The organism is Bifidobacterium sp. LH_413, assembly GCF_056357015.1.
Map to the genome: position 1 here is coordinate 189,913 of NZ_JBKEVK010000001.1, position 21,490 is coordinate 211,402.

Below are 21,490 nucleotides of genomic sequence, written 5' to 3' on the forward strand. Positions count from 1 at the left end.
TCCGGCCGGCGGGCGGTTCAGCGTTCCGGATCGTCCAGCAGCGGCGCGCGCCCCGCATCGTATTCGCGCAGCAGCCGACGCAGCAGGAACGTGGTGAAATACGGCGCGGTGAACACGTGTTCGCTGCTGCCGACATTGCCGGCGTGCAGTTTGACGCCGAACCGGATCTCCGGGTATGAATCCGAGGCGATGAGTGTGCGCATCGACTTCGCCGTGCCCTTGCGTGCCTTCACCTCGACCGGCACCAGCCATTCGTGGGTGCGTACGAAGAAGTCCTGTTCCAGCGTGGAGTCCTCCTTCTTGTAGTAGTAGAGTCCATAGCCGGATTTGCGCAATGCCTCGGCGGCGATGCTCTCGTACAACGCGCCCTTGTAGACGCCGAGGTTGCGGTTGGCGCGAAGGTCGTCGCTCGCCTCGTCGTCCAGCATGGCGACGAACAGGCCGGTGTCTCCGAAATAGAGCTTGAACTTGTTCTCGTCGTAGTTGCCTTTGAGCGGCAGTTCCGGGTAGGACAGGCAGTGACAGACGTTCACCATGCCGGATGATTCCAGCCATTCGACGCATCCACGGTAGTCCTTGAACCGGGCTCCGCGCGCCACCTTGCTGATCTGGAACTTCTTGTTCTCCTTGGCAAGCTGCACGGGGATGTGGTTGAACACGTTGAGGATGCGCGCCTGGTCGAGACCGTCGGCGTATTTGCGGATGTCCTCCTGATAGTCGCCGATGAGCTGCCGTTGCATCTGCAACGTGCCTTCGAAAGTCCCGGTGCGGATGGACGAGGCGACGACCGCGGGCATGCCACCGAGCACGCAGTAGTCGAGGAACAGCGAGGAGAAGGTGTTCATCTCCACCTGGCTGAACGGCCGTGCCTCGCACAGATGGGCGAGCATGCCGTCCGCGGTGTCGTCGCCGTATCCGCGCGCCCACAGGTATTCCTCGAAATCCATCGAATACATCTCGTAGTCGGTCTTGTACCCGACGCTGTTGCTTTCGATCTGCCGATACCCGATGCCGAGCATCGAACCGCTGCAGATCACGTCGAAACGCCCGTCGATCGCGAAGAACTTGAGCGTGGTCGCGATGTCCGGATGCGCCTGGATCTCGTCGAAGAACAGGAGCGTCTCGCCGGGGACGAAACGTTTCGACGGGTCGATGAGGGAGATGGCGCGGACGACGGCGTCCGCGGCGTAGCCGTCCGCCGTGATCGCGCGGTATTTCGGTTCCTCCACGAAGTTGATCTCGACGACGTTCGTATAGTGGTCGCGTGCGAAACGACGGATCGTCTCGGTCTTGCCGACCTGACGTGGTCCTTTGATGATGAGCGGCAGTCGGTGCGGATTGGATTTCCATGATTCGAGGAATGCATCCGCGTTACGCCTGAGATACGTCATGTTCCCCACCTTCCATGAATCGTTGCGATATGGCCGATTTTACACTTTTATGAGCGAGTTCTCTATGGTGAACAACATTTCCTGAGTGAGTTTTGCGATGATTTCACGATTTTATGAGGGATACTCCTGCGATGTATCGCATTTTATGAGGAAGATTGGTTTGGCGTGGGGCGGCAGGCGGGATGGCCGGCGGGTTGCGACGCGCAACATGGGTGCGCTATACCGGTGTGCGGTGATTATGCGGTGATCATACGGTAATCGCGAGGGGGAGTGCGGCAAGTGCAGGATACCGGTGTTGAGAATGATGAGAATAATGATGAAGCGCGTGGCGATACGATGCGTGGTGACGCAGTGCGCGACGATGCGATGCGTGGTGATGCGGCGCACAAGGCGCTGAACGACGATCGCGTGGTGAGCGGCGCGGCGGCGACGAACGATCCGACCGTCGCGAACGCGCGGCGGCAGGGACGCGGCTACGGACGCGGGCATGCGGTGCGCGCCACGCCCGACACCGCGGCCGGCAAAGGCTACGGCCGCCGGCACAGCGTCGACAAGCATCGCGACTATGTGAAGGCCGGCGGACCGGAACGCGTCGCCTCCGAACTTGAAAAGGAACGTCAGCGGGCGCGCCACGAGGCCGGCGTCGTACGGCACGGGCACTCGCTGGCGAGCATCCTCGGCCCCGCGTTCGTGGCGGCCGTCGCCTACGTGGACCCGGGCAACGTGGCCGCGAACGTGACCTCCGGCGCACGCTACGGGTACATGCTCATGTGGGTGCTGGTCGTCGCGAACGCGATGAGCGTGCTCATCCAATACCAGTCCGCGAAGCTCGGCATCGTCACCGGGCGCTCGCTGCCCGAGCTGCTCGGCTCGCGCATGAGCGACGCCGGGCGCTTCATGTTCTTCATGCAGGCGGAGGTCATCGCCATCGCCACCGATCTGGCCGAGCTCATCGGCGGGGCGATCGCGCTGAACCTGCTGTTCGGCTTGCCGCTGTTCGCGGGAGGTGTCGTGATCGGCGCGGTCTCCACCGTGCTGCTCATGTTCGAGGGCGGGCGCACGCATCGTCTGTTCGAGAAGATGGTGATCGCGCTGCTGCTGGTCATCACGTTCGGGTTCATCGCAGGGCTGTTCATCGCGCCTCCCGCGCCGGCCGACGTGCTCGGCGGTCTGATCCCGCGCTTCTCGAACCGTGATTCCGTGCTGATGGCCGCCTCGATGCTCGGCGCGACCGTCATGCCGCACGCGATCTACCTGCATTCGACATTGGTCAACGACCATTACGCGGGCGGCGAGGAACGCCCCACCACGCGCGAGCTGCTGCACGGGTCGAAGATCGACGTGTTCTGGGCGCTCGTGCTCGCCGGCACCGTGAACCTCGCGCTGCTGATCCTCGCCGCGAACTCGTTGCACGGCATGACCGGCACCGATTCGATCGAAGGCGCGCAGCATGCGATCGTGAGCGTGCTCGGCCCGGTGATCGGCACGATCTTCTCGATCGGACTGCTCGCCTCGTCGCTGAGTTCCACGTCGGTCGGCACCTACGCGGGCTCGGAGATCATGCACGGGCTGCTGCGCATCAAGGCACCGATGTGGGCGTGCCGCGTGGTCACGCTCGTGCCGGGCCTGATCGTGCTGTGGTTCGCGCCGAATCCGACCGAGGCGCTGGTCATCGGCCAGGTGATCCTTTCGATCGGCATCCCGTTCGCGATCATCCCGCTCCTGCGCTACACGCACGACCGGAAGCTGATGGGCGAGTACGTGGACGGCCCGATCAAGCACGCGGTGTTCATCGCCGTCGCCGCGCTGATCGTCGCGCTCAACGTGCTGCTCATCGTGCTCACACTGCTGGGTGTGGCGTAGCGGGGTGGGCTGGCCCCTTTCATGAGCCCCTCGGCTTGGAATCATTCGGAAACCGCATCGAGGGGCAAGAACCGGATGACGGTCCGTGCCCCTCGATGAGGAATGGAGGATTATCCGCGCCGAGGGACAAGAATTTCTGCCCCTCGACGTCGAATCGGGCTCCATGCGTATCGAGGGGCAAGAAATCCTGCCCCTCGACGAGAAATCAGGCATATTCCGCGTCGAGGGGCATGGATTCCGCGAGGCCTGCGGAATCGTGATTTCAAAAACCGCCATTTTCCAACGGTTCTTGGCTCTCCTTCACAGGCCATGGTGTTTGGGGCTTGCCCCTCGGTGCCGAATCACCCGTAATCTCCATCGAGGGGCAGGAATCGTTGTCCCTCGACGACGGATCATGGCTATTCTGCGCCGAAGGGCAAGCCGAGCCTGGCTGGATGCTCGACAGGTCCTCATTCGAAAAGCAGGTCATAGCCCCAGCCATCATTCATGCCCACTCATCTCAGCACACCCGCTCACCTCAGCGCTTCACCCTCACCCCACACCAGCCCTCACCCCACACCAGCATCCACCTGCACCTGCACCGGCACCTCACCGTAGCGGCTGCTCCACCGGGTGAAACGTGAACTCGGCTCCGCGCAGCATCAGCGATCGTGCCACTGCGAACGCGTGCTCGGCCCGCGCATCGGCGTTGGCCATCGTCGCTCCCGTAGCGATGCGGATGATCCACCCGTGGCTGAGCAGTCGGTCGCGTTTCTCGCTGTCGCGCCGCCATTGGACTTTATCGGTGCGATGCTGGTCGCCGTCGTATTCGACGGCCACGCGCTGTTCCGGCCACGCCATGTCGAGCGTCATCGGCGCGCCGCTGGCGAACACCATGCCGGGCACCGTGTATCCCGTGACCGGGCGCGGGATGCCATGCCGTATTAGGGCGAGCCGGTTGCGGGTCTCCATAGGCGAATCCACGCCGGCCATGATGTGTCGGCCTGCCGCGATGCACGCGCGTTTGCCCCGGAACGTCGGCAGTTCCGCGGCGAACGTGGCGAGGCCGTCGCGTATCTGTGTCGCGGTGCGTCCGTGATGTAATGAGGATTGCCGTGCGATCGCGGTGACGATCGCGTCGCCGAGCGCGATTAGTTCCTCGAACGGCAGGTGCGGCGCGAGTTGCGCCCACGTGTGCGTCAGGTCCAGCGCGTAGACGTGTCGGTTGATGCGCACCGGTTCGGCGTCGCCGAGCGCCCGCCAGACGTGTGGTTGCGTCGGGATGCCGCGTTTGCGTGTGCGGCGTTGTTTGGTGCTGGACACGGTGTGGAGGAGTGACGTGTCGAGGTCGCATGTGGCGGGAATCGGCACGGATTGGAGCATGAGCGAGGTGGTCATGCCGAACATCAGTTGGCGGCCGGCCGCCGTCGCCGCTTCGGTGCAGCGGCGTACGGCGTCGCGCCGCCGTTGCACGAGACCGTCCGTCATGGTCGTCGCCGTGCCGCCTGCAATGGTGTGGTCCGTTCCGTTCATGGGTTCGACGGTAACGACGCGGGGGAGTGCGGTGCAAGCGTGCGCGACGATGTGGTCGGAGCCCCCGCGAATCTTCACATTTGCGGAAGTATCGGGTTTTCGGCGTTTCGTGATTGGCAGGTGGGGTGCGCGATGGGAGCGATGATGCATGGGAACGTTGGCATTGCAACGGTTCGATGCGTGATTGTCCGATTATGTGAGATGGTGTCCGGCAGGTGGCGGCATTGCCGAGGAGCGGGCGTGCGGGTCGGCATTTCGCGCGGATGCACTATTTTCGATTCCCGTGGGGCGCCACAGTGATATAGCACCGGTCCCGGCTGGAGGTTGCCGCGACGGTGCCATGACGCGAGGCGTCCGCCAATGAAGTATCAGGTGCGGACGATTCGTATGGTCCGCGCCATGAGGAGGAAGAACATGAAGAACCTACGAACGAGAGGTGGCGTCGCCGCGGCGATCGTGGCCGCCGCCGCGATGGTCCTCTCCACCATCGCCATCGCCCCGGCCTATGCCGCGGACAGCACGGATATGGATGCCGGCAAAGTCTGCGCGGTGTCCACGCCCGAGGATTTCAAGACCCAAGTCGAGGGCGGTTCCTGCGATACGGTCAAGGTGACTGGTGACTCCGACGGTATTATGCGATTTAACTATGATAAGCCGTTGCTGAACTTGGGAGGTCAGGAGGTCTATGGTTCTCCTGTTTCTGTGGTGGCTCCGGCAAATCATCCAGTGAAGATTACTGCTGATACGGAAACCATTCTTCGCAATGTGCAGTTTGATGTGTCTTCAAATGCGAATCTCACCATTGGCGGAGACATTGTTGTTGATGATGTTAATCTGTCTGGTTATGATTTGCTTCATCTGAAAGTTCTGGGAATTCTCGGTATCGGGCACATCTTTGATGGTATTGAATATGGTGTCAAGGTTTCTGGTGGCGTTTTTAATCTGACTGATCATGCTAGAATTGCTGTTGGATCTGATACTGTGACGAAGGGTAACCGAGCGATTCTTATTTCTGAAAACCAGTCTCAGGTTAACCTGTCCAGTAGTGGGCAGTATGATCGCCAAAGCAAACTTCAGGTGTTGGATGTTAATTTGGATATCATTCCATCTATCAATGCCCTTCTTAAGGATTTGCTGAGTGTTTTGTCTATTAGCCGTAAGGCTGCATATCCTACGGTGTGGGGTCGCGATGCTGCCGTGTATTCCGCTCCGCGTGTGTTCGATGCGCAAATTAACATTAGTAATGGCTCTTATGGCAACCAGAAGGACTCTGCGGCCAAGTCTGAAGGCAATGTCCTTAATGGTGCTGTCTCTTCATCTGCTACGGTGAATATTATTGGTAGCAATAATGTGGACATTACGAACGTCAAAATCGGTAACGGTGTTGATTCTAACCATAACGGTTCTGGCACCACTGGTACTTTGAATCTTTACAATTCAAGTGCCACACTCGATCCAGCTAAAGAAAATGATGACGATGCGCATGCAGCCTCGACTGATAGCTGGGCGTTGGAGCTTCGTGGTGCGGCTACGGCGAACATCGTGGCCGGCCATGTGCAGGATACGTTGCATACCGATGCTCCGAAGGTTATCGAGTCCGAGCAGAACTCCAAGGTGAACATCCTTGCTTCCAAGCAGGGTGACGCGAACATCACTGCGAACGGCAACTATTGGATTGGGCAGGTGCAGAAGCAGGCCGACAACACGTTTGCCGCTCAGGTGAACTCTACTGCGTCCACCACGCTGAACGATCCGGCCGGCACCGACAACTATGAGCTGTGGACCAGCGGCGCGCAGTCTAGTGACAACGCGCTCACCCAGCTTGGGAACCTGCTGGCCGCCGAGACCGCGGGCTCCACTCCGGCCGCTGCCAAGCTGAATGATTCCACCTACAAGGATGGCAAGCTCACCGCCGACTATGCGGATGCCACCAACCAGGCGATTTACGGGCGTAAGGTCATCTCCGACGGTTCCACGAGCGTCAGTCCGTTCCAGACGGTGAACATCTCCAAGGACAAGACCAAGGTCGGCGGCACCGTCACCCTGTATGGTGTGCCGTGGACCGGCACGTACACGCCGGGTGACTCCGCGCCGCAGCAGACCGGCAAGCTGTTCGCCGGCTGGTATACCAGCAAGACCGCGTTCGATACGGAGGATGGCATCCAGGGCTCGTCCCTGAACAGCGGTTCCACTGGCAACAAGCCGAAGCATCACGTGTGGGATGCGGGCTCCAAGTCTTGGAACGACACGATCGTTCTGGACAAGAGCAGCTACTCCGGTTCTCTCTACCCGCACTTCGTCGGGTCTAAGACCATCAAGGTGACTGGTCAGACTGCGTCCGCCAGCAAGGGTGACGGCTATCGCAATGTGCGTCTGCTGGCCGGCTTGGACAGCTACAACTTCAAGGGCGTCACGTTCGCGGTGACCTACAAGGGTTCGATCAAGGGCCTGTACAGTCACACCGCCTACGACTATGTGACGGAGAACGGCGAGAAGAAGGCGTTCGCTCTGAACCCGGCGTATATCGACGACCATAAAGACACGTCGAAGACGCCGACGTACACGGCGAAGGCCGCTCAGGACCAGGCCCGCTATCTGGCGACCGGCGTCATTTCGAATGTGCCGCTTGGTTCGACGTTCACCGTCGTTCCGAAGTGGACGACGCTTGACGGCACGGTCGTCAAGGGCGCCCGTCAGACGGTCACCCTGAGCCAGGACGGCAAGCTCACCATCGAGTGAGTCATAATCCGACAACTGCAAACAAGCAAAGTAGAAATACCAACAAAAGGAAACGAATATGAAGCCTTATGAGAAGCCGGAACTGGAGATTATCCAGCTGGTCGGCACCGACATCGTGTGCGATTCGAACATGGGCGGTGGTGGTGACGCTGGCGGCGATAACGGCGGCATCGACTGGGGCGACGGCGACGGCAGCGGCGACCTCGACTGGGGTGATCTGTCCTGAACCGTACGTGTCACGCCCATGAGTTGACGGGCGTGACACGATAGCCGGCCTTGGTGCCGTAAGCGGGGTGCGGCGACGTGAGTGGTCACGTCGCCGCACCCCGCGTGCGTTTTCGCGGCGATGGCGCCGTTGCTCCGTGACGATCACGATGGTGCATCGATGATGCCGTTTTCGTGCGATGACGCCCGACGGTGGCCGTCGGCGTTTCGCCTACGGTTAATTCTTGATGAATAGCAAACGTTTGCGTGCGATATGGCCGGGAAAGCCCGGTATTGCAACGATTTTGTAGTGATTGACCAAATACGCGCACCGTGCTTCCGGGCGGATTCCGGCATGATGACGTGCGATATCCACCCGGATTCGTGGACATGGTCCCACTATTCGGCGAGGGGGAGGGTTGCGTTGAATGACAGGGGATGCCGCAGAGGACACGTGTAGGAAGCGCGGCCACCACACCGGCATCCGCCGATGAAGTTGCAGACGCGGCGGATCATGCCGCGTCGGGAAGAGAGCAATCATGAGGAATCTACATATGAGGGGTGGCGTGGCCGCGGCGATCGTGGCCGCCGCCGCGATGGTCCTCTCCACCATCGCCATAGCCCCCGCCAACGCCGCGGATACAAATTCGTGCCCGGCATATGACCAAAAGTCTTTTAACACTTGCATCACAAATGGCAATTCAGAAATATTTATAACTGATTCAAATGTCATTAAGTTTAACGAGACAAGTGAGCATACTCTATTAAGCGCTGGTGTAACAAGCTATGACGGATATGCGGAACCGGCATCGTACAAACTGGGGCATGATGGAGTTTCGACGTCGTTAACGATTACGGCTGCTGATACTGCTATTTTGCGTAATGTTGTTTTTTCGATTCCTGATGGCACTTCTTTGACCTTGGCTGGAAAAGTCGTTCTTGACGATGTCAATCTTGCTGGAATCAACCTCTTGAATGTGGCTGGTCTTACTGGTCTTCGTAATTACGCTGGTATCCCTAGTGCGATTACGGTTGATGGTGGAGATTTTGACTTGACCGGTAACTCTCATGTGGTATCTGGGGCTAGTGGAGCGAACACGAAGCAGTATGCAATTCGTGTCACGCAAGGCGGTTCTACCGTTAATCTGAATAGCTCGGGATATTATGAACGTACGGATAACTTGGGTCTTGATATTAAAATCAATTTAACTCGTACAGGCATTTGGCTTGTTGATGAATTGATCAACGCAGTCGATGAGGTTATTAAGGACCTTCTTACGACAGAGCGTGGCACCACGTATCCGACTGTATGGGGTCGCGACGCCGCCGTCTACTCCGATTCCGGCGTTGCTTCGACCATCAATATCTCGAACGGCTCCTATTCCGCCAATAAAAGCAACAATGCTCTGGTCTTGGGCAAGGGTGCTACGGCGAATATCGTTGGTGGCAGCATCAGCGATGACAACAAGAACGGCAATGCCATTGCTTCGGAGTCCGGTTCCGCGGTGAACATCCTCGCTCAGGAGCAGGGAAGCTTGCAGATTGGTGAAGGCAGCAGCAAGGAGTACTACATCGGGCAGGCGCAGCAGAGTGGCAACACCTTCTCCGCAAATGTGAATCCGGCTGCCACTGCCACGTCTTCCGCGGATGAGAGTGAATACAACTTGTGGCTCGGCGATGCTTCTCAGAGTGATAATCTGCTGGAGCAGCTTGGCAATCTCGTCAACGATTCCAAGCGCACCAAGCTGGACACCACCTACACGAACAATGGCGAGACGATGACCGCGCTCGCTTCGGCCGCCACCACCAAGGCCATCTACGGCCGGAAGGTCCTCACCTCCGGTACGAGCGCGGCTCCGTTCACGGCTGCAAACGGCACCACCACCGGTACCGTCACCCTGTATGGCAGGCCGTGGGTCGGTACTCGACAGCTTGATAGCACCGCGCCGACCGTGACCGGCAAGCTGTTCGCCGGCTGGTACACCAGCCAGTCCGCGTTTAAGACGGAAGATGAAGTCCAGAATTCTGTGGACGGTACGAAGCACCACGTGTGGGATCCCACGGCCGCTGGTTTTGAGGGCGTGGTGCCTGGCACCGGCATCGTCGTGAGTAGAACCGCCTATTCGGGTTCCCTGTATTCGCACTTCGTCGGGGATGGTACAATCACCACCCACGCGCAGTTCTCCAAGCCTGTTGACGGCAAGCGTGATGTCCGTCTGATTTCCGGTCTCGACAGTTACAATTACGGATCCTTCCTCTTCATCATCAAGTCGGGCAAGAAGAGCATCGTGCTTGATACGAAGAAGAAGGTCTACAACTACGTGAAGGGAACGGACGCGGCAGGTGAGGATGTCTCGTACACGACTGCTGGTAATCCTAAGTATGGAAGCGATAGCGGTTATACGAAACTCAATCAGGGTGACGCAAGGTATCTCACCACCGCTGTCATTACAGGTGTTCCGGCCGGTACCACGTTTACTGTGATTCCGCAGTGGCGTACGCTTGACGGTACTGCCGTCAGAGGCGCCGCCCAAACGGTGACCGTGCCCACTGCCACTGCCGAATGATTGATGAGGAAAGAAGAAGATCATGAAGGAATATGAGAAGCCTGAACTGGAAGCCATTCTGGTGTCCGGCACCGATATCGTCTGCGACTCCAACATGACTGGTTGCGAAAGCCCGGATGATCCCGAGTGCAGCACTGATAACGGTGGCGGCGACATCGACTTCGGTGACCTCTCCGGTGCCAGCACCCTCAACTGAGGCGGTAGGAGTTCGGTAGTATGCCTCAGCATGACGGACACGGCGCTTCTGCGTCGTCCTCTGCCTTCCCGCGCAAGCGGGTCATCGCGATCGTCGCGGCCATCGTCATCATCGTCGTGGTCGCGGCGATCGCCGCGTTCGCCGTCTCCTCCGGGAACAAGACGAACGGCAACACCGGTACCTCCGGTACGAGCACCAGCGTCAACAAGGAGTCCACGTCGAAGTCGAAATCCGGCTCCGGCAACTCCGACAGCGGCGAACCCACGTTGGACTTCTCCGAACTGGAGAACTCCGACGGGTCCGATTCGCAGGATTCCAGCGGGGATTCGTCCGGTGACGGCTCCTCCTCGCAGGGGATGACGCCGGCCGAGCATCCGGATTCGGATTCGGATAATTATGGGCCGATTTATGAGCTGAGTGGGAATTAAGAGGCGGCTGGGTGCGTCCCGGCCTGTCTCTCCCCCACCCGGCTCCGCCGGGAGCCCCCTCGTCAGAGGGGGCCTTTGCGTATTTGAGGCTGTGGTGCCGTAGAATGCGGGGGTGAGTGAATTTTGTATGCGGGTGGCTGGGGTGACGGTGGCGGTGCGGTCGATGCATGATCGGATCCGCCGTCAGGCCGCCGACTATCTCATCGAATCGCACGGGTTCGCACGCGACGCCGCGTCGGCCGACCTCGCCATCGTCACCACGCAATCGGATATCGACCATGAGCGCACCGTCGGTGATCCCGGCGACTGGCGCGACGACTATCTCGAAACCCTCGCCGTATTCCGCAGGATCGCCGAATACGCGCCCCTGCACGACCGGCTCGTCTTCCATGGCGCGACCATCGCGATGGACGGACGCGCATACATCTTCACCGCGCCCAGCGGCACCGGCAAAAGCACGCACATCAGTCTGTGGCGACGCGTGTTCGGCGACCGCGTGCAGATCATCAACGGCGACAAACCGATCCTGCGCATCGAACGCGGCGGCGACGCTGGCACCGCGACGCCGCGCGTCATCGCGTATGGCACGCCGTGGGCGGGCAAGGAAGGCTGGCAGCGCAACGTGGGTGCGCCTCTCGCCGGCATCTGCGTCGTGACGCGCGCCACCGGCGGCGGCCCGGTGAACGAGGCGGACCGCGGCGCGGCGGCGATGCCCGCCGACGCCGCGCCGGTCCGTTTCCTCGACGACGACGGCGTGGCGAACACGTGCGTGCGTCTCGACACCGCCACGTCGCTGCCGTACGTCGCGCGGCAGACCTACATGCCCGCCGACCCGGCGGCCGCGCTCGGCACGCTCGGTCTACTCGACGTGCTGCTCGCCGCCGTGCCCGTCTACCGTCTCTCCTGCACGATCAGCGATGCCGCCGTCCGCGCCAGTTCCGGCGCGCTCCTCGGCGGCGAGTGACGGTCGGCGCGCGGCGTAGCCGACGGACGACACAGATTGGCGAACGATGTCAGCCTGTGGACGATTCGGGTGCATGGCTGTTCCCTTGTTAACGGGTGGGTGTTAGACTCCCCGGTAGAGGAAGAACGATGGACGCCCGTGCAGTGTAGGACATGCACCGTGATTCCCACGATGAATCGGCAGAATGACTGACCGAGAACGAAGGTGAAAGATGACAGTGAAGAACATGAAGAAGGGAATCGGCGCGGTAGCCGGCCTCGCCATGGTGGCGGCCCTGTTCGCCGCCGCCCCGGCCGCCTACGCCGCGGATGGTGACAATACTGCTGAACCTGTGGCTACGGTCACCCGCAACGACAACGGTGACGAGATCGGCAGCTACGGTACGTTGCAGGAAGCCGTCTCCGCGGCATGGGGTGGCAACTCCACCGTTACGTTGCAGAAGAGCGTCGAGACGGACCAAGTCTACCTGAACAACAAGGCCATCGACCTGAACCTGAACGGATACAACATCACCGCGTCCGCGGGGACCCCGGCGCTCGCCGTCGGCGGTGCGAACGGCGCCTTGACCATCAAGGACACGTCCGCCAACGAGAAGGGCACCGTCACCGGTGGCCCGGCGGTCCAGGTGAACGATACCGCGAAGCTGACCATCGAAAGCGGCAACTTCGACGGTCTGACGACGTGGAAGAGCGCCACCAAGGCCGATGAGAGCGTCGCCTACGCCATCAAGGTCGACGATGCCACCGAAGGCAACAGCGATGTCCAGGTGACCATCAACGGCGGTACCTTCAAGAGCACTGGTGATGCGAGCTCCAAGCGTCTGCTCGACCAGAACGATGCGGATACCGCCAAGGGCATCGTCCGCTACTCCGTTTCCGGCGGTACGTTCGACGGCACCGACTGGGTCAACAACGCGTACGCCAACCCGGCGAACGGCGACAAGTGGGGCACGAAGTCCTACGTGAAGGACGGCTACCAGTCCGTCAATGCCGTGACCGATGCCGGCAGCGTCAACGCCTCCAAGTTCGTGGTCGTCCCGCAGACGTCCGACTTCTTCGCGTTCAACGGCACCTCCCTGCGCAACTCGAACAACGGCAACGCCGCGACCACCGATCTCCGCTTCCGTTACCGTCTGAACGAGCTGAAGAGCTTCAGCGATTACGCGTGGGGCTGGGACTACGGCACCGGCGAGACGTACGATGCTTCGAAGCGTCTCCCGCTGACCTTGGCCGGCAAGAACTACACCGTTTCCGCTGACGGTTCGTACTCCACGAGCCTGGTGCTTCCCTCCATCGCGGCGAAGAACTACGACCGTCAGGTGGTGTCGCGGTTCTATGTCCAGTTCAAGACCGTGGAAGGCACCACCGCCCGTGTGGAGGACGGCGTCCAGTACCGTTCGGTCAACCAGGTGGCCAACGCCATCCTCGCTGACCAGAGCGCCTCCCAGAAGGACAAGGACTACGCTCAGGCCCTTCAGGATGCGTACAAGAAAGCTACCAACACGACCAAGTGAGGCATGATCATGGAAAAGATGCAATACGAGAAGCCGTGGCTGCACGCCACGATGTTCACCGGCCTTGATGTCATCACCACGAGCGACAACCAGGGCTGCGATCCGTTCAATCCGGCCCCCGGCTGCCCGACGACGCAGACCGATCCGACGGCCGTCGACCCGTCCGTCACGCCCACCGCGTGACGACTGACGTCCCCTGAGGCGGGGAGCGCGAGCGAGGCTTGTGCTCCCCGCCTTTCGCATGTCCCGCGCTAATCGCCATCAATCATCAAGGAGAGCAACGATGACGCAACCCGAATCCGGAACGTATGATTCCGGGAATTCCCACGAGAAAGCGGAGCACGCCACGCACGGCTCCCGCAAACGTGTGATCGTGCTGGCGATCGTCGCCGTCTGCGCCGTCGCCATCGCGGCGGGACTGTTCGCCTTCGCGACCTCGCACACCGGTCGCCCCGGCGACGTGACCACCGTCTCGAACGGCACGAGCCAGCAGTCCGGCACTGATTCCACGTCGAAGTCCAAGAACACCACCACTACCGATGGCTCCGGCAACACCAGCAGTACCGATGGCGGCGCCGGTTCCAGCAGCACTGGTTCCGGCAACGGCAGCTCCACCACGGGCGGCAACGGTTCCACCGCCGACCCGGACGCGGGGGAGGATAACTCCGCCGACACGTCCCAGCTGTTCGGCGACAACGGCAGCAGCACCAGCGGCAGCGGCAATACGAACAACGGCACCTCCGGCTCGTCCGGCACCACCGACGGCGGAGACGGCGGATGGACCGGCGACTACTGATCCCGCACATGGCCCGTCACAAGGCGACCTCCGCCACCCCCACGTGGCGCGTCTACCGCTGGCTGCTCGGCGTCTACGGCCGTTCGTCGCTTCTCGTCGCCGCGCTGTGCGTGCTTCAGGCCGCGATGGCGGCCATCGCCGTCGGATACGCGCTGATGATGCGCGGCGCGATCGATGCGGCCGTCGCCCATGACGAATCCGCGTTCATCCGCGAGGCGCTGACGTTCGGCGTCGCCATCATCATCCAGATCACGTTGCGTGCCGCCAACGTCATGGTCGCCGAACGCGCCCGCGCCACGATGGACAACCGCATGCGCGCGCACGTGTTCGCCGGCATCCTCGACGCGCCGCTCGCCCGCACGCAGCGGTACCATTCCGGCGAACTCATGAACCGCCTCACCTCCGACGTGACCGTCGTCTCCGGTGCGGTCACATCGCTTGTGCCCAACGCCGTGTCGATGGCGATCCGCATCGTCGGCGTCGTCGCCGTGATGATCGTGCTCGCGCCGCTGCTCACCGCGCTGTTCCTCGTCGCCGGATGCGTGATGGCGTCCGCGTCCTTCCTGCTTCGCGGCCTGCTCAAACGCCTCCACAAGCGCGTGCAGGAGGCGGGCGGCCGCGTCCGCTCGTACATGCAGGAGGCGCTCGAATCCCTGCTCGTGATCCGCGCGTTCGGCGTCGGCGGCAAGGTGGAGACGCTCGCCGGGCGGCGCATGGACGCGCATCGGCGTGCGCGCATGCGCCGCGTCACCGTCACCGCCGTGGCGAGCACCGGCCTGTCATCCGCGATGAACCTCGGTTATCTCATCGGATTCGTCTGGTGCGGTTTCGGCATCCTGCACGGCACGCTGAGCTACGGCACGATGATGGCCGTCATCCAGCTCATCGGGCAGATCCAATCGCCGTTCGCGATGATGGGCGGCATGTTCCCGCAGCACGCGGCGATGCTCGCCAGCGCGGAACGGCTCATCGAAGTCGGCGACGATGCGACGCGCGACGTGACGGACCTCACGACGCGCGACGCGCACGGTGCGCACGCACCGGCGCCGCGCGAGGCCGGCGACGCGCGCGACCTGTACGCGCGCGCACGCGGCCTCAGCTTCGACCACGTCGACTTCACGTACGGACGCAACCAGGTGCTCCGCGACTTCTCCTGTCTCATCCGCAAAGGCGACTTCGTGGCGTTCACCGGACGTTCCGGCATCGGCAAAAGCACGGTGATGAAGCTCCTGCTCGGCGCCTACGCGCCGCAGCAGGGCGCAATCGGCGTGCGCGACGATACGGGCGGCCTCGTCGCGCCCGGCGACGTGCCGCACGGCTTCTTCGCGTACGTGCCGCAAGGCAACAATCTGATGTCCGGAACGATCCGCGAGGTCGTCGCGTTCGCCGACCGCGACCCCGACCCGGCGCACATCGACGACGACCGCGTGCGCGAGGCGTGCCGGATCGCCGACGCCGCAGGATTCGTCGAGAACCTGCCGGACGGCTACGCGACCCTGCTCGGCGAACACGGCACGGGACTGTCCGAAGGGCAGATGCAGCGCATCGCCGTCGCACGCGCGCTCTACAGCGGCGCGCCCGTGCTGCTCCTCGACGAATCCACGTCCGCGTTGGACGTCGCCACCGAGCACGCGATGCTCGAACGCATCCGCGCGCTGCGCGACCGCACCGTGCTCATCGTCACGCATAGAGCCGAGGTGCTGGAGTACTGCGACGCGGTGGTGGAACTCGGAGCGGGAGACGCCGGGAATACCGAGAGCACCGGGAACACAGGGAACATTGCCGGAAAGTGAACTCGTCGCGAACACTTGGCACCGGCGTTTCCCAGCCACCGCCCGCAATACGGGATGTGTGGAAACTGGGTAGATGGTGCTGCTAAGCTGAGCCTCAGTGGCATCTCCTGACGGAGTCATGCCGGGAGAGAACAAGGAAAACGAGGTTCGGACAGTGGTGTTGTCAGGTCAAACAGGTGTGGGAACCAGTGCCGCCCCAGCGGCCGGAGGTCCGGTACAGCTCGCCGATACCCGCCAGCTGCAGCTGACGCGCGTCCTGTACTGGCGTTTCTTCGTCAACCTGGCGTTGGCGCTCGTCGACGCGGCCGTGTTCCTCGTCGTCGCCACCACCGTGATCATGCTGTGGCAGCCGACCGACGGGTTCGTCTCCGACCGTTTCGGCTTCGACCTCAACCTGACCGTGTACCTCATCATCGCGGCGATCGTCTACGTCGGCTGCCTCAACACGATGGGCGTCTACCACCGCCACGTGATGGGCGACGGATACCAGCTCAACTCGCTGCTGTTCCTCGGCACCATCCAGGCATGGGTGATTCTGTGCGCAATCAACTACGTGCTTGACGTGGATGTGTGGTTCAGCACCACGGTCGTGCTGCTCCTGCCCGTGTGGGTGTTCGCGATGATCGAACGCTACATCGCGCGACTGGTCATCACGCGCAGCAGGCAGAAGGGCGGATACGCGTACGGCACCGTGATCGTCGGTTCGCCGCACGGCATCGGCCGCATGCTGCGGTTCCTCGCCCGAAGGGAACAGCTCAACTACAGGCCCGTCGCCGTGTGCCCGATCCTCCTCGACAAGGAGACCGGCACCATCCACCCCGACCATGACCGCGAGGCGATCGACCGCGAGGTGTTCGCCAACTGGGGTTCCCGTCTGCCCGTGCTCGAATACGACGACCATTCGCTCGCCGAGCGCGTGGTCGGCATGAACGCGCAGACCGTGATGGTGACCGATGTGCTGCGCCGCTTCTCCGACAACTTCAACATCTTCTCCGTACGCATGGAGTCGCTCGGCCTCGAGACCGCGCTCGTCGCCTCCGCCGCCGACACCACCAACCATGAGATCCAGGTGCGCTCCATCCAGGGCACGACGATCATCACGCAGCGCCTCGCCCAGTACGGGCCCGCCACCACGATCGTCAAGCGCGCGTTCGACCTGATCGTCTCGACGCTTGCGATCCTGTGCTCGCTCATCATCACGCTGCCCGTCGCGATCGCCATCAAGGTGACCGATGGCGGTCCCGTGTTCTACTCGCAGGAGCGCATCGGCCTGCGCGGCAAGCCGTTCCGCATGCTCAAGTTCCGCTCCATGGTGACCAACGCCGACGAGCTCAAGGCGAAGCTCGCCGAGGAAAGCGGCCAGGAGGACCGCTTCATCTTCAAGATGAAGGACGATCCGCGCATCACCAAGGTGGGCCATTTCATCCGCCGCTTCTCCATCGACGAGCTGCCGCAGTTCCTCAACGTGTTCAGGGGCGACATGTCCGTCGTGGGCCCGCGCCCGCCGCTGCCCGAGGAGTACGAGCGCTACAACAAGCTGTACGCGACGCGCATGCTCGTCAAGCCCGGCATCACCGGCCCGTGGCAGGTGTCCGGCCGTTCCGACCTGACCGCCGAGGAGAGCGAGGCGCTCGACGTGGCGTACGTGCAGAACTGGTCGATTCTGGGCGACATCGTGCTCATGTTCCGCACGGTGGGCGCCGTGTTGAGCCACAAGGGCGCGTACTGAGTCAGTCGCGTGCGTGCGTGCGTTGGTTGTGCGTGGGGCGGTCCGTTCGGGCCGCCCCACGTTCGTTTATGTGCGGGTGTGGTGCGGCGTGTGTGCGCATGGGGCGCGGTATGCGCGTGCGTATGAGGTCGGCCCCCTCTGCCGAGGGGGCCGACCGCGAAGCGGACTGGGGGAGAGTCTCGTTGGCCCGTCGCGACCCGTACGACAATGTGGACGGAGCCCCGGTTTGTGCCTACCGGAACAGAGGGATTGACCCGAGAAGGAAATCCTCCAACGGTGTCTCGTATGAACCGACGACAATGGTGTGAGTGCCGGGATATCGGCTACAGAATGCGTCAAGGCCATCGAGCTTACGGATACGGCCGCTTTTCACTTCGATGGCGGTGCGGCTTGCTCCGCTGGTGATGACGAAATCGACCTCACGGTTGCTGGTGTCGCGCCACCAGTTGACCTCGAAACCTTCCCGTGCGGCACGTCTCAGCAGGTATGCGCCAATGGCGCTTTCGACGAGGTGCCCCCGTCTAGTGTGATCCGACAGCAACAGACTGCGATTCGGCCCATAGGATGCAGTCATCAATGAGGTGTCGTGCACGGCCAAACGCGGTGACGATGCTCGCTTTCGGATGGCCTGGTCGCTGTATTTCTGAATACCGCTGAGTAGCCCTGCGTCGGACAGGACATCAAGGTAGTGGGCGATGGTGGTGGTGTTGCCGGCATCGTCGAGTTGACCCATGATTTTGCGATAGGAAATCTCCTGCGCGGAATACGCCGCCCCCAATGAGAACAATGCCTTCATCAGGGCGGGCTTGGTGATTCGTTCGAGACCTATCACGTCATTGAGGATGCTGGGGTTGATGATCGAATCGGTCATGTACAACAGCCATCGTTCTTGGTCGTCGCGCAACGGCAGGGCTCCCGGGTACCCGCCGAAATACAGATACTCGTCCAGACTCATGCCGAACGCGTCACGGACTTCCTCGTAATCCCATTGCTGTGAGCGGAGCAGCTCAAACCGTCCTGTAAGGGTCTCGCGCAGCCCCTTTTGCAGAAGCAATGCGGATGAACCGGTCAAAATGACATGTATATCGGTGCCGTTGTCCGTGTCTTCATCCCATAGGGATTTGACGATGGATGACCACTGGGGAATCATTTGAATCTCATCCACCACCAGCACGACGGGTTTGCGGTCCCGCATGGCGAGCAATCTGGCCTCGTCCCATTCCCTGCGCAGCCATTCTCTGGACATGGTCAGTTCCTGAGATGCGCGGGAGAAGCGATATGGCAGATCGTTTTTTTTCAAAGCTTGGCGTACTGCGGTGGTTTTCCCGGTTTGCCGGGGTCCGACTACCACCTGTATGAATCGTCTCGGTTCGTTCATCCGACTGACGAGGCTGTTGACGAGGCCGCGTTCGTACTGTCGCATAGCGTTCCTTTCCTGTTGGTAGCTGTAATTGTATGGCTGTTGAGTATTTTTGCTCAGTCACTGAGCAAAAATACTCAACAGCCATACAATCCCGTGATTTCGGCCCGCTTGCCGTGAATCGCAGGATTGTTGGTGTCCATGGGTCCACCGTATGGATTCTCGCCGCCGCGCCGCAACCCGTACCGGCAATGTGGACAGAGCCTCTTTCGGGAATCTTCAATCGCGGTTTTGTCGGAATTCGGCGGCTTCGCATGTTCGGCAAGCTTGACGTGGACATGATTATGCGTGGAAATGCACATGACGGGCAAAGGGGATGCCGGAGTCGGCATGTGGCTTGAGGTGGCAGGGCGGAGATGAGACGGCAGGGTGGAGATGGGTTCCCCCTTGCGATATAGTTTGAAATAGTTTGTGATGCCACACACCTGTACGGGTGCGTTCACAAGCAGGAGGAGAGCAGTGAGGAAGATGCGCCAAGCCGTTGCCGACCGTTGCGCCGGATTCCTCGGGGATGCTTTCGGCGCTGCTCTCACGCACCGGAGTGTGCTTCGCCCGCGCCTCGGTTTGCGTTCATCGGAACAGTAGGGAAGAAGGATACGTAGGGATGAATGATTTCGACTCTCTGAAGATCGCGGTTGCAGGTACCGGTTATGTGGGTCTGAGCTTGGCCACGTTGCTGTCGCAGCATCATCAGGTGACCGCGGTGGACATCGTGCCGGCGAAGGTCGATATGATCAACAACCGCAAGTCCCCGATCCAGGACGATTACATCGAGAAGTATTTCGCGGAGAAGAAGCTGAACCTCACCGCCACGCTCGATGGAGAAGCGGCCTACAAGGATGCCGACTTCGTGATCATCGCCACTCCGACGAACTACGACAGCAAGAAGAACTTCTTCGACACCTCCGCGGTGGAGGCCGTCATCGATCTGGTGATGAAGGTCAACCCGGAAGCGATCATGGTCATCAAGTCCACGATTCCGGTCGGCTATACGAAGGCCATCCGCGAGAAGACCGGTTCGAAGAACATCATCTTCAGCCCTGAGTTCCTGCGTGAGTCCAAGGCCCTGTACGACAACCTGTACCCGAGCCGCATCGTGGTCGGCACCGATCCGGAGGACCAGCATCTCGTCGAGGCGGCCGAGACGTTCGCCAAGCTGCTGCAGCAGGGCGCCATCGAGGAGAACATCCACACGTTGCTCATGGGCTTCACGGAGGCCGAGGCCGTGAAGCTGTTCGCCAACACGTACTTGGCGCTGCGCGTCTCCTACTTCAACGAGCTCGACACCTACGCCGAGTCGAAGGGGCTGAACACCCGTGAGATCATCGACGGCGTGTGCCTTGACCCGCGCATCGGCACGCACTACAACAACCCGAGCTTCGGTTACGGCGGCTACTGCCTGCCGAAGGACACGAAGCAGCTGCTCGCCAACTACCAGGATGTGCCGGAGAACCTCATCCAAGCCATCGTGGATTCGAACACCACCCGCAAGGACTTCATCGCCGACAGCGTGCTCAAGAAGGCCGGATACTACGGCTACAGCGACAACAACGAGTACGATTCCAGCGATGAGAAGCCGATTACCGTGGGCGTGTACCGTCTCACCATGAAGTCCAACTCCGACAACTTCCGTCAGTCCGCCATCCAGGGTGTGATGAAGCGCATCAAGGCGAAGGGTGCCACCGTCATTGTCTACGAGCCCACGCTCGAGAATGGCTCCACGTTCTTCGGTTCCGAAGTCGTCAACGATCTGGACGAGTTCAAGCGCCGTAGCGATTCCATCCTCGCGAACCGCTACAACAGTGTGCTTGATGACGTGAAGGACAAGGTCTACACGCGCGACCTGTTCCGCAGGGACTGAGGTTAGTCGGAGGATCGGTACGGCATGAGCAGGAAGAACCCCAAGCTGTGTTTCGCCGCGTCATCCGGCGGCCATTATGAGCAACTGATGATGCTGAAACCGTTGATGCAGCGGTACGACAGTTTCGTATTGACTGAGCAGACGCAGTACAAGTCGAAGGCCAAGGGAGAGAAGACCTACTATGTGGGCCAGATCAACCGCAAGGAGAAGACCGTGCTGCTGAAGCTCATCGTCAACGCGTTCCACTGTCTCGGCATCTTCATCAAAGAGCGCCCTGACGTGATTATCTGCACGGGGGTTCTTGCCATGCTGCCGATGTGCCTGCTGATGAAGCTGTTCGGCAGGAAGCTCATCTACATCGAGTCGTTCGCGAAGGTGACTTCCGCGACGGAGTCCGGCAAGCTGCTGTACCGTTTCGCCGACCGGTTCTATGTGCAGTGGGAGAGCATGAAGAGCATCTACCCGAACGCCATCTATCTCGGCAGCATCTACTGAGCCGATTGGACGGGAGACG

At 61.1% G+C, this 21,490-nt stretch carries 17 protein-coding genes; 14 read left to right on the forward strand and 3 right to left on the reverse strand.

Going from position 1 to position 21,490, the window contains the following annotated elements; all coding sequences use genetic code 11:
• Positions 1-17: 17 nt before the first annotated feature.
• Positions 18-1,391, reverse strand: a complete 1,374-nt coding sequence (locus AC1AYN_RS00660; RefSeq protein WP_476531444.1) for an ATP-binding protein — start codon at positions 1,389-1,391, stop codon at positions 18-20.
• A 336-nt stretch (positions 1,392-1,727) separates the two neighbouring features.
• Here AC1AYN_RS00660 and AC1AYN_RS00665 point away from each other — a divergent pair, with 336 nt between their 5' ends.
• A complete protein-coding gene (locus AC1AYN_RS00665; RefSeq protein ID WP_476531446.1) occupies positions 1,728-3,254 on the forward strand; it encodes an Nramp family divalent metal transporter in 1,527 nt (508 codons plus the stop codon).
• A gap of 588 nt (positions 3,255-3,842) precedes the next feature.
• Here the strand turns inward: AC1AYN_RS00665 and AC1AYN_RS00670 are convergent.
• A complete protein-coding gene (locus AC1AYN_RS00670) occupies positions 3,843-4,766 on the reverse strand; it encodes a hypothetical protein (protein ID WP_476531447.1) in 924 nt (307 codons plus the stop codon).
• 414 nt (positions 4,767-5,180) lie between these two features.
• On the opposite strand from AC1AYN_RS00670, the gene AC1AYN_RS00675 reads away from it, so the two are divergent.
• From AC1AYN_RS00675 to AC1AYN_RS00725, 11 genes are all read left to right on the forward strand, one after another.
• Positions 5,181-7,505 (forward strand): hypothetical protein, encoded by a 2,325-nt coding sequence (locus AC1AYN_RS00675; RefSeq protein ID WP_476531448.1) that lies wholly within the window; start codon positions 5,181-5,183, stop codon positions 7,503-7,505.
• Between the two features lie 58 nt (positions 7,506-7,563).
• Positions 7,564-7,731, forward strand: coding sequence for a hypothetical protein (locus AC1AYN_RS00680; RefSeq protein ID WP_476531449.1), 168 nt, complete (start codon positions 7,564-7,566; stop codon positions 7,729-7,731).
• Positions 7,732-8,275: 544 nt separating this feature from the next.
• Positions 8,276-10,276, forward strand: coding sequence for an autotransporter outer membrane beta-barrel domain-containing protein (locus AC1AYN_RS00685; RefSeq protein ID WP_476531451.1), 2,001 nt, complete (start codon positions 8,276-8,278; stop codon positions 10,274-10,276).
• 22 nt (positions 10,277-10,298) lie between these two features.
• Positions 10,299-10,472 (forward strand): hypothetical protein, encoded by a 174-nt coding sequence (locus tag AC1AYN_RS00690; protein WP_476502483.1) that lies wholly within the window; start codon positions 10,299-10,301, stop codon positions 10,470-10,472.
• 20 nt (positions 10,473-10,492) lie between these two features.
• Positions 10,493-10,900: a hypothetical protein gene (locus AC1AYN_RS00695; RefSeq protein ID WP_476502482.1), complete on the forward strand. Its 408-nt coding sequence runs from the start codon at positions 10,493-10,495 to the stop codon at positions 10,898-10,900.
• Between the two features lie 163 nt (positions 10,901-11,063).
• The gene (locus tag AC1AYN_RS00700) at positions 11,064-11,864 is read left to right on the forward strand and encodes a hypothetical protein (protein WP_476531453.1); all 801 of its coding nucleotides are present in this window, start codon (positions 11,064-11,066) and stop codon (positions 11,862-11,864) included.
• A 211-nt stretch (positions 11,865-12,075) separates the two neighbouring features.
• Positions 12,076-13,377, forward strand: a complete 1,302-nt coding sequence (locus AC1AYN_RS00705; RefSeq protein ID WP_476531455.1) for a hypothetical protein — start codon at positions 12,076-12,078, stop codon at positions 13,375-13,377.
• Positions 13,378-13,386: 9 nt separating this feature from the next.
• Positions 13,387-13,560, forward strand: a complete 174-nt coding sequence (locus AC1AYN_RS00710) for a hypothetical protein (protein WP_476531456.1) — start codon at positions 13,387-13,389, stop codon at positions 13,558-13,560.
• 100 nt (positions 13,561-13,660) lie between these two features.
• Complete coding sequence (locus tag AC1AYN_RS00715) at positions 13,661-14,173, forward strand: hypothetical protein (RefSeq protein WP_476531458.1); 513 nt, start codon at positions 13,661-13,663, stop codon at positions 14,171-14,173.
• Positions 14,174-14,181: 8 nt separating this feature from the next.
• Positions 14,182-15,966, forward strand: a complete 1,785-nt coding sequence (locus tag AC1AYN_RS00720; RefSeq protein ID WP_476531460.1) for an ABC transporter ATP-binding protein — start codon at positions 14,182-14,184, stop codon at positions 15,964-15,966.
• 178 nt (positions 15,967-16,144) lie between these two features.
• Positions 16,145-17,695 (forward strand): sugar transferase, encoded by a 1,551-nt coding sequence (locus AC1AYN_RS00725; RefSeq protein ID WP_476531462.1) that lies wholly within the window; start codon positions 16,145-16,147, stop codon positions 17,693-17,695.
• 232 nt (positions 17,696-17,927) lie between these two features.
• On the opposite strand, the gene AC1AYN_RS00730 is transcribed toward AC1AYN_RS00725, so the two are convergent.
• Positions 17,928-19,118, reverse strand: coding sequence for an ATP-binding protein (locus tag AC1AYN_RS00730; RefSeq protein WP_476531464.1), 1,191 nt, complete (start codon positions 19,116-19,118; stop codon positions 17,928-17,930).
• Positions 19,119-19,737: 619 nt separating this feature from the next.
• Here AC1AYN_RS00730 and AC1AYN_RS00735 point away from each other — a divergent pair.
• Positions 19,738-20,976: a nucleotide sugar dehydrogenase gene (locus AC1AYN_RS00735; RefSeq protein WP_476532289.1), complete on the forward strand. Its 1,239-nt coding sequence runs from the start codon at positions 19,738-19,740 to the stop codon at positions 20,974-20,976.
• Between the two features lie 24 nt (positions 20,977-21,000).
• Complete coding sequence (gene pssD, locus AC1AYN_RS00740) at positions 21,001-21,471, forward strand: PssD/Cps14F family polysaccharide biosynthesis glycosyltransferase (RefSeq protein WP_476531466.1); 471 nt, start codon at positions 21,001-21,003, stop codon at positions 21,469-21,471.
• The last annotated feature ends 19 nt before the right edge of the window (positions 21,472-21,490 follow it).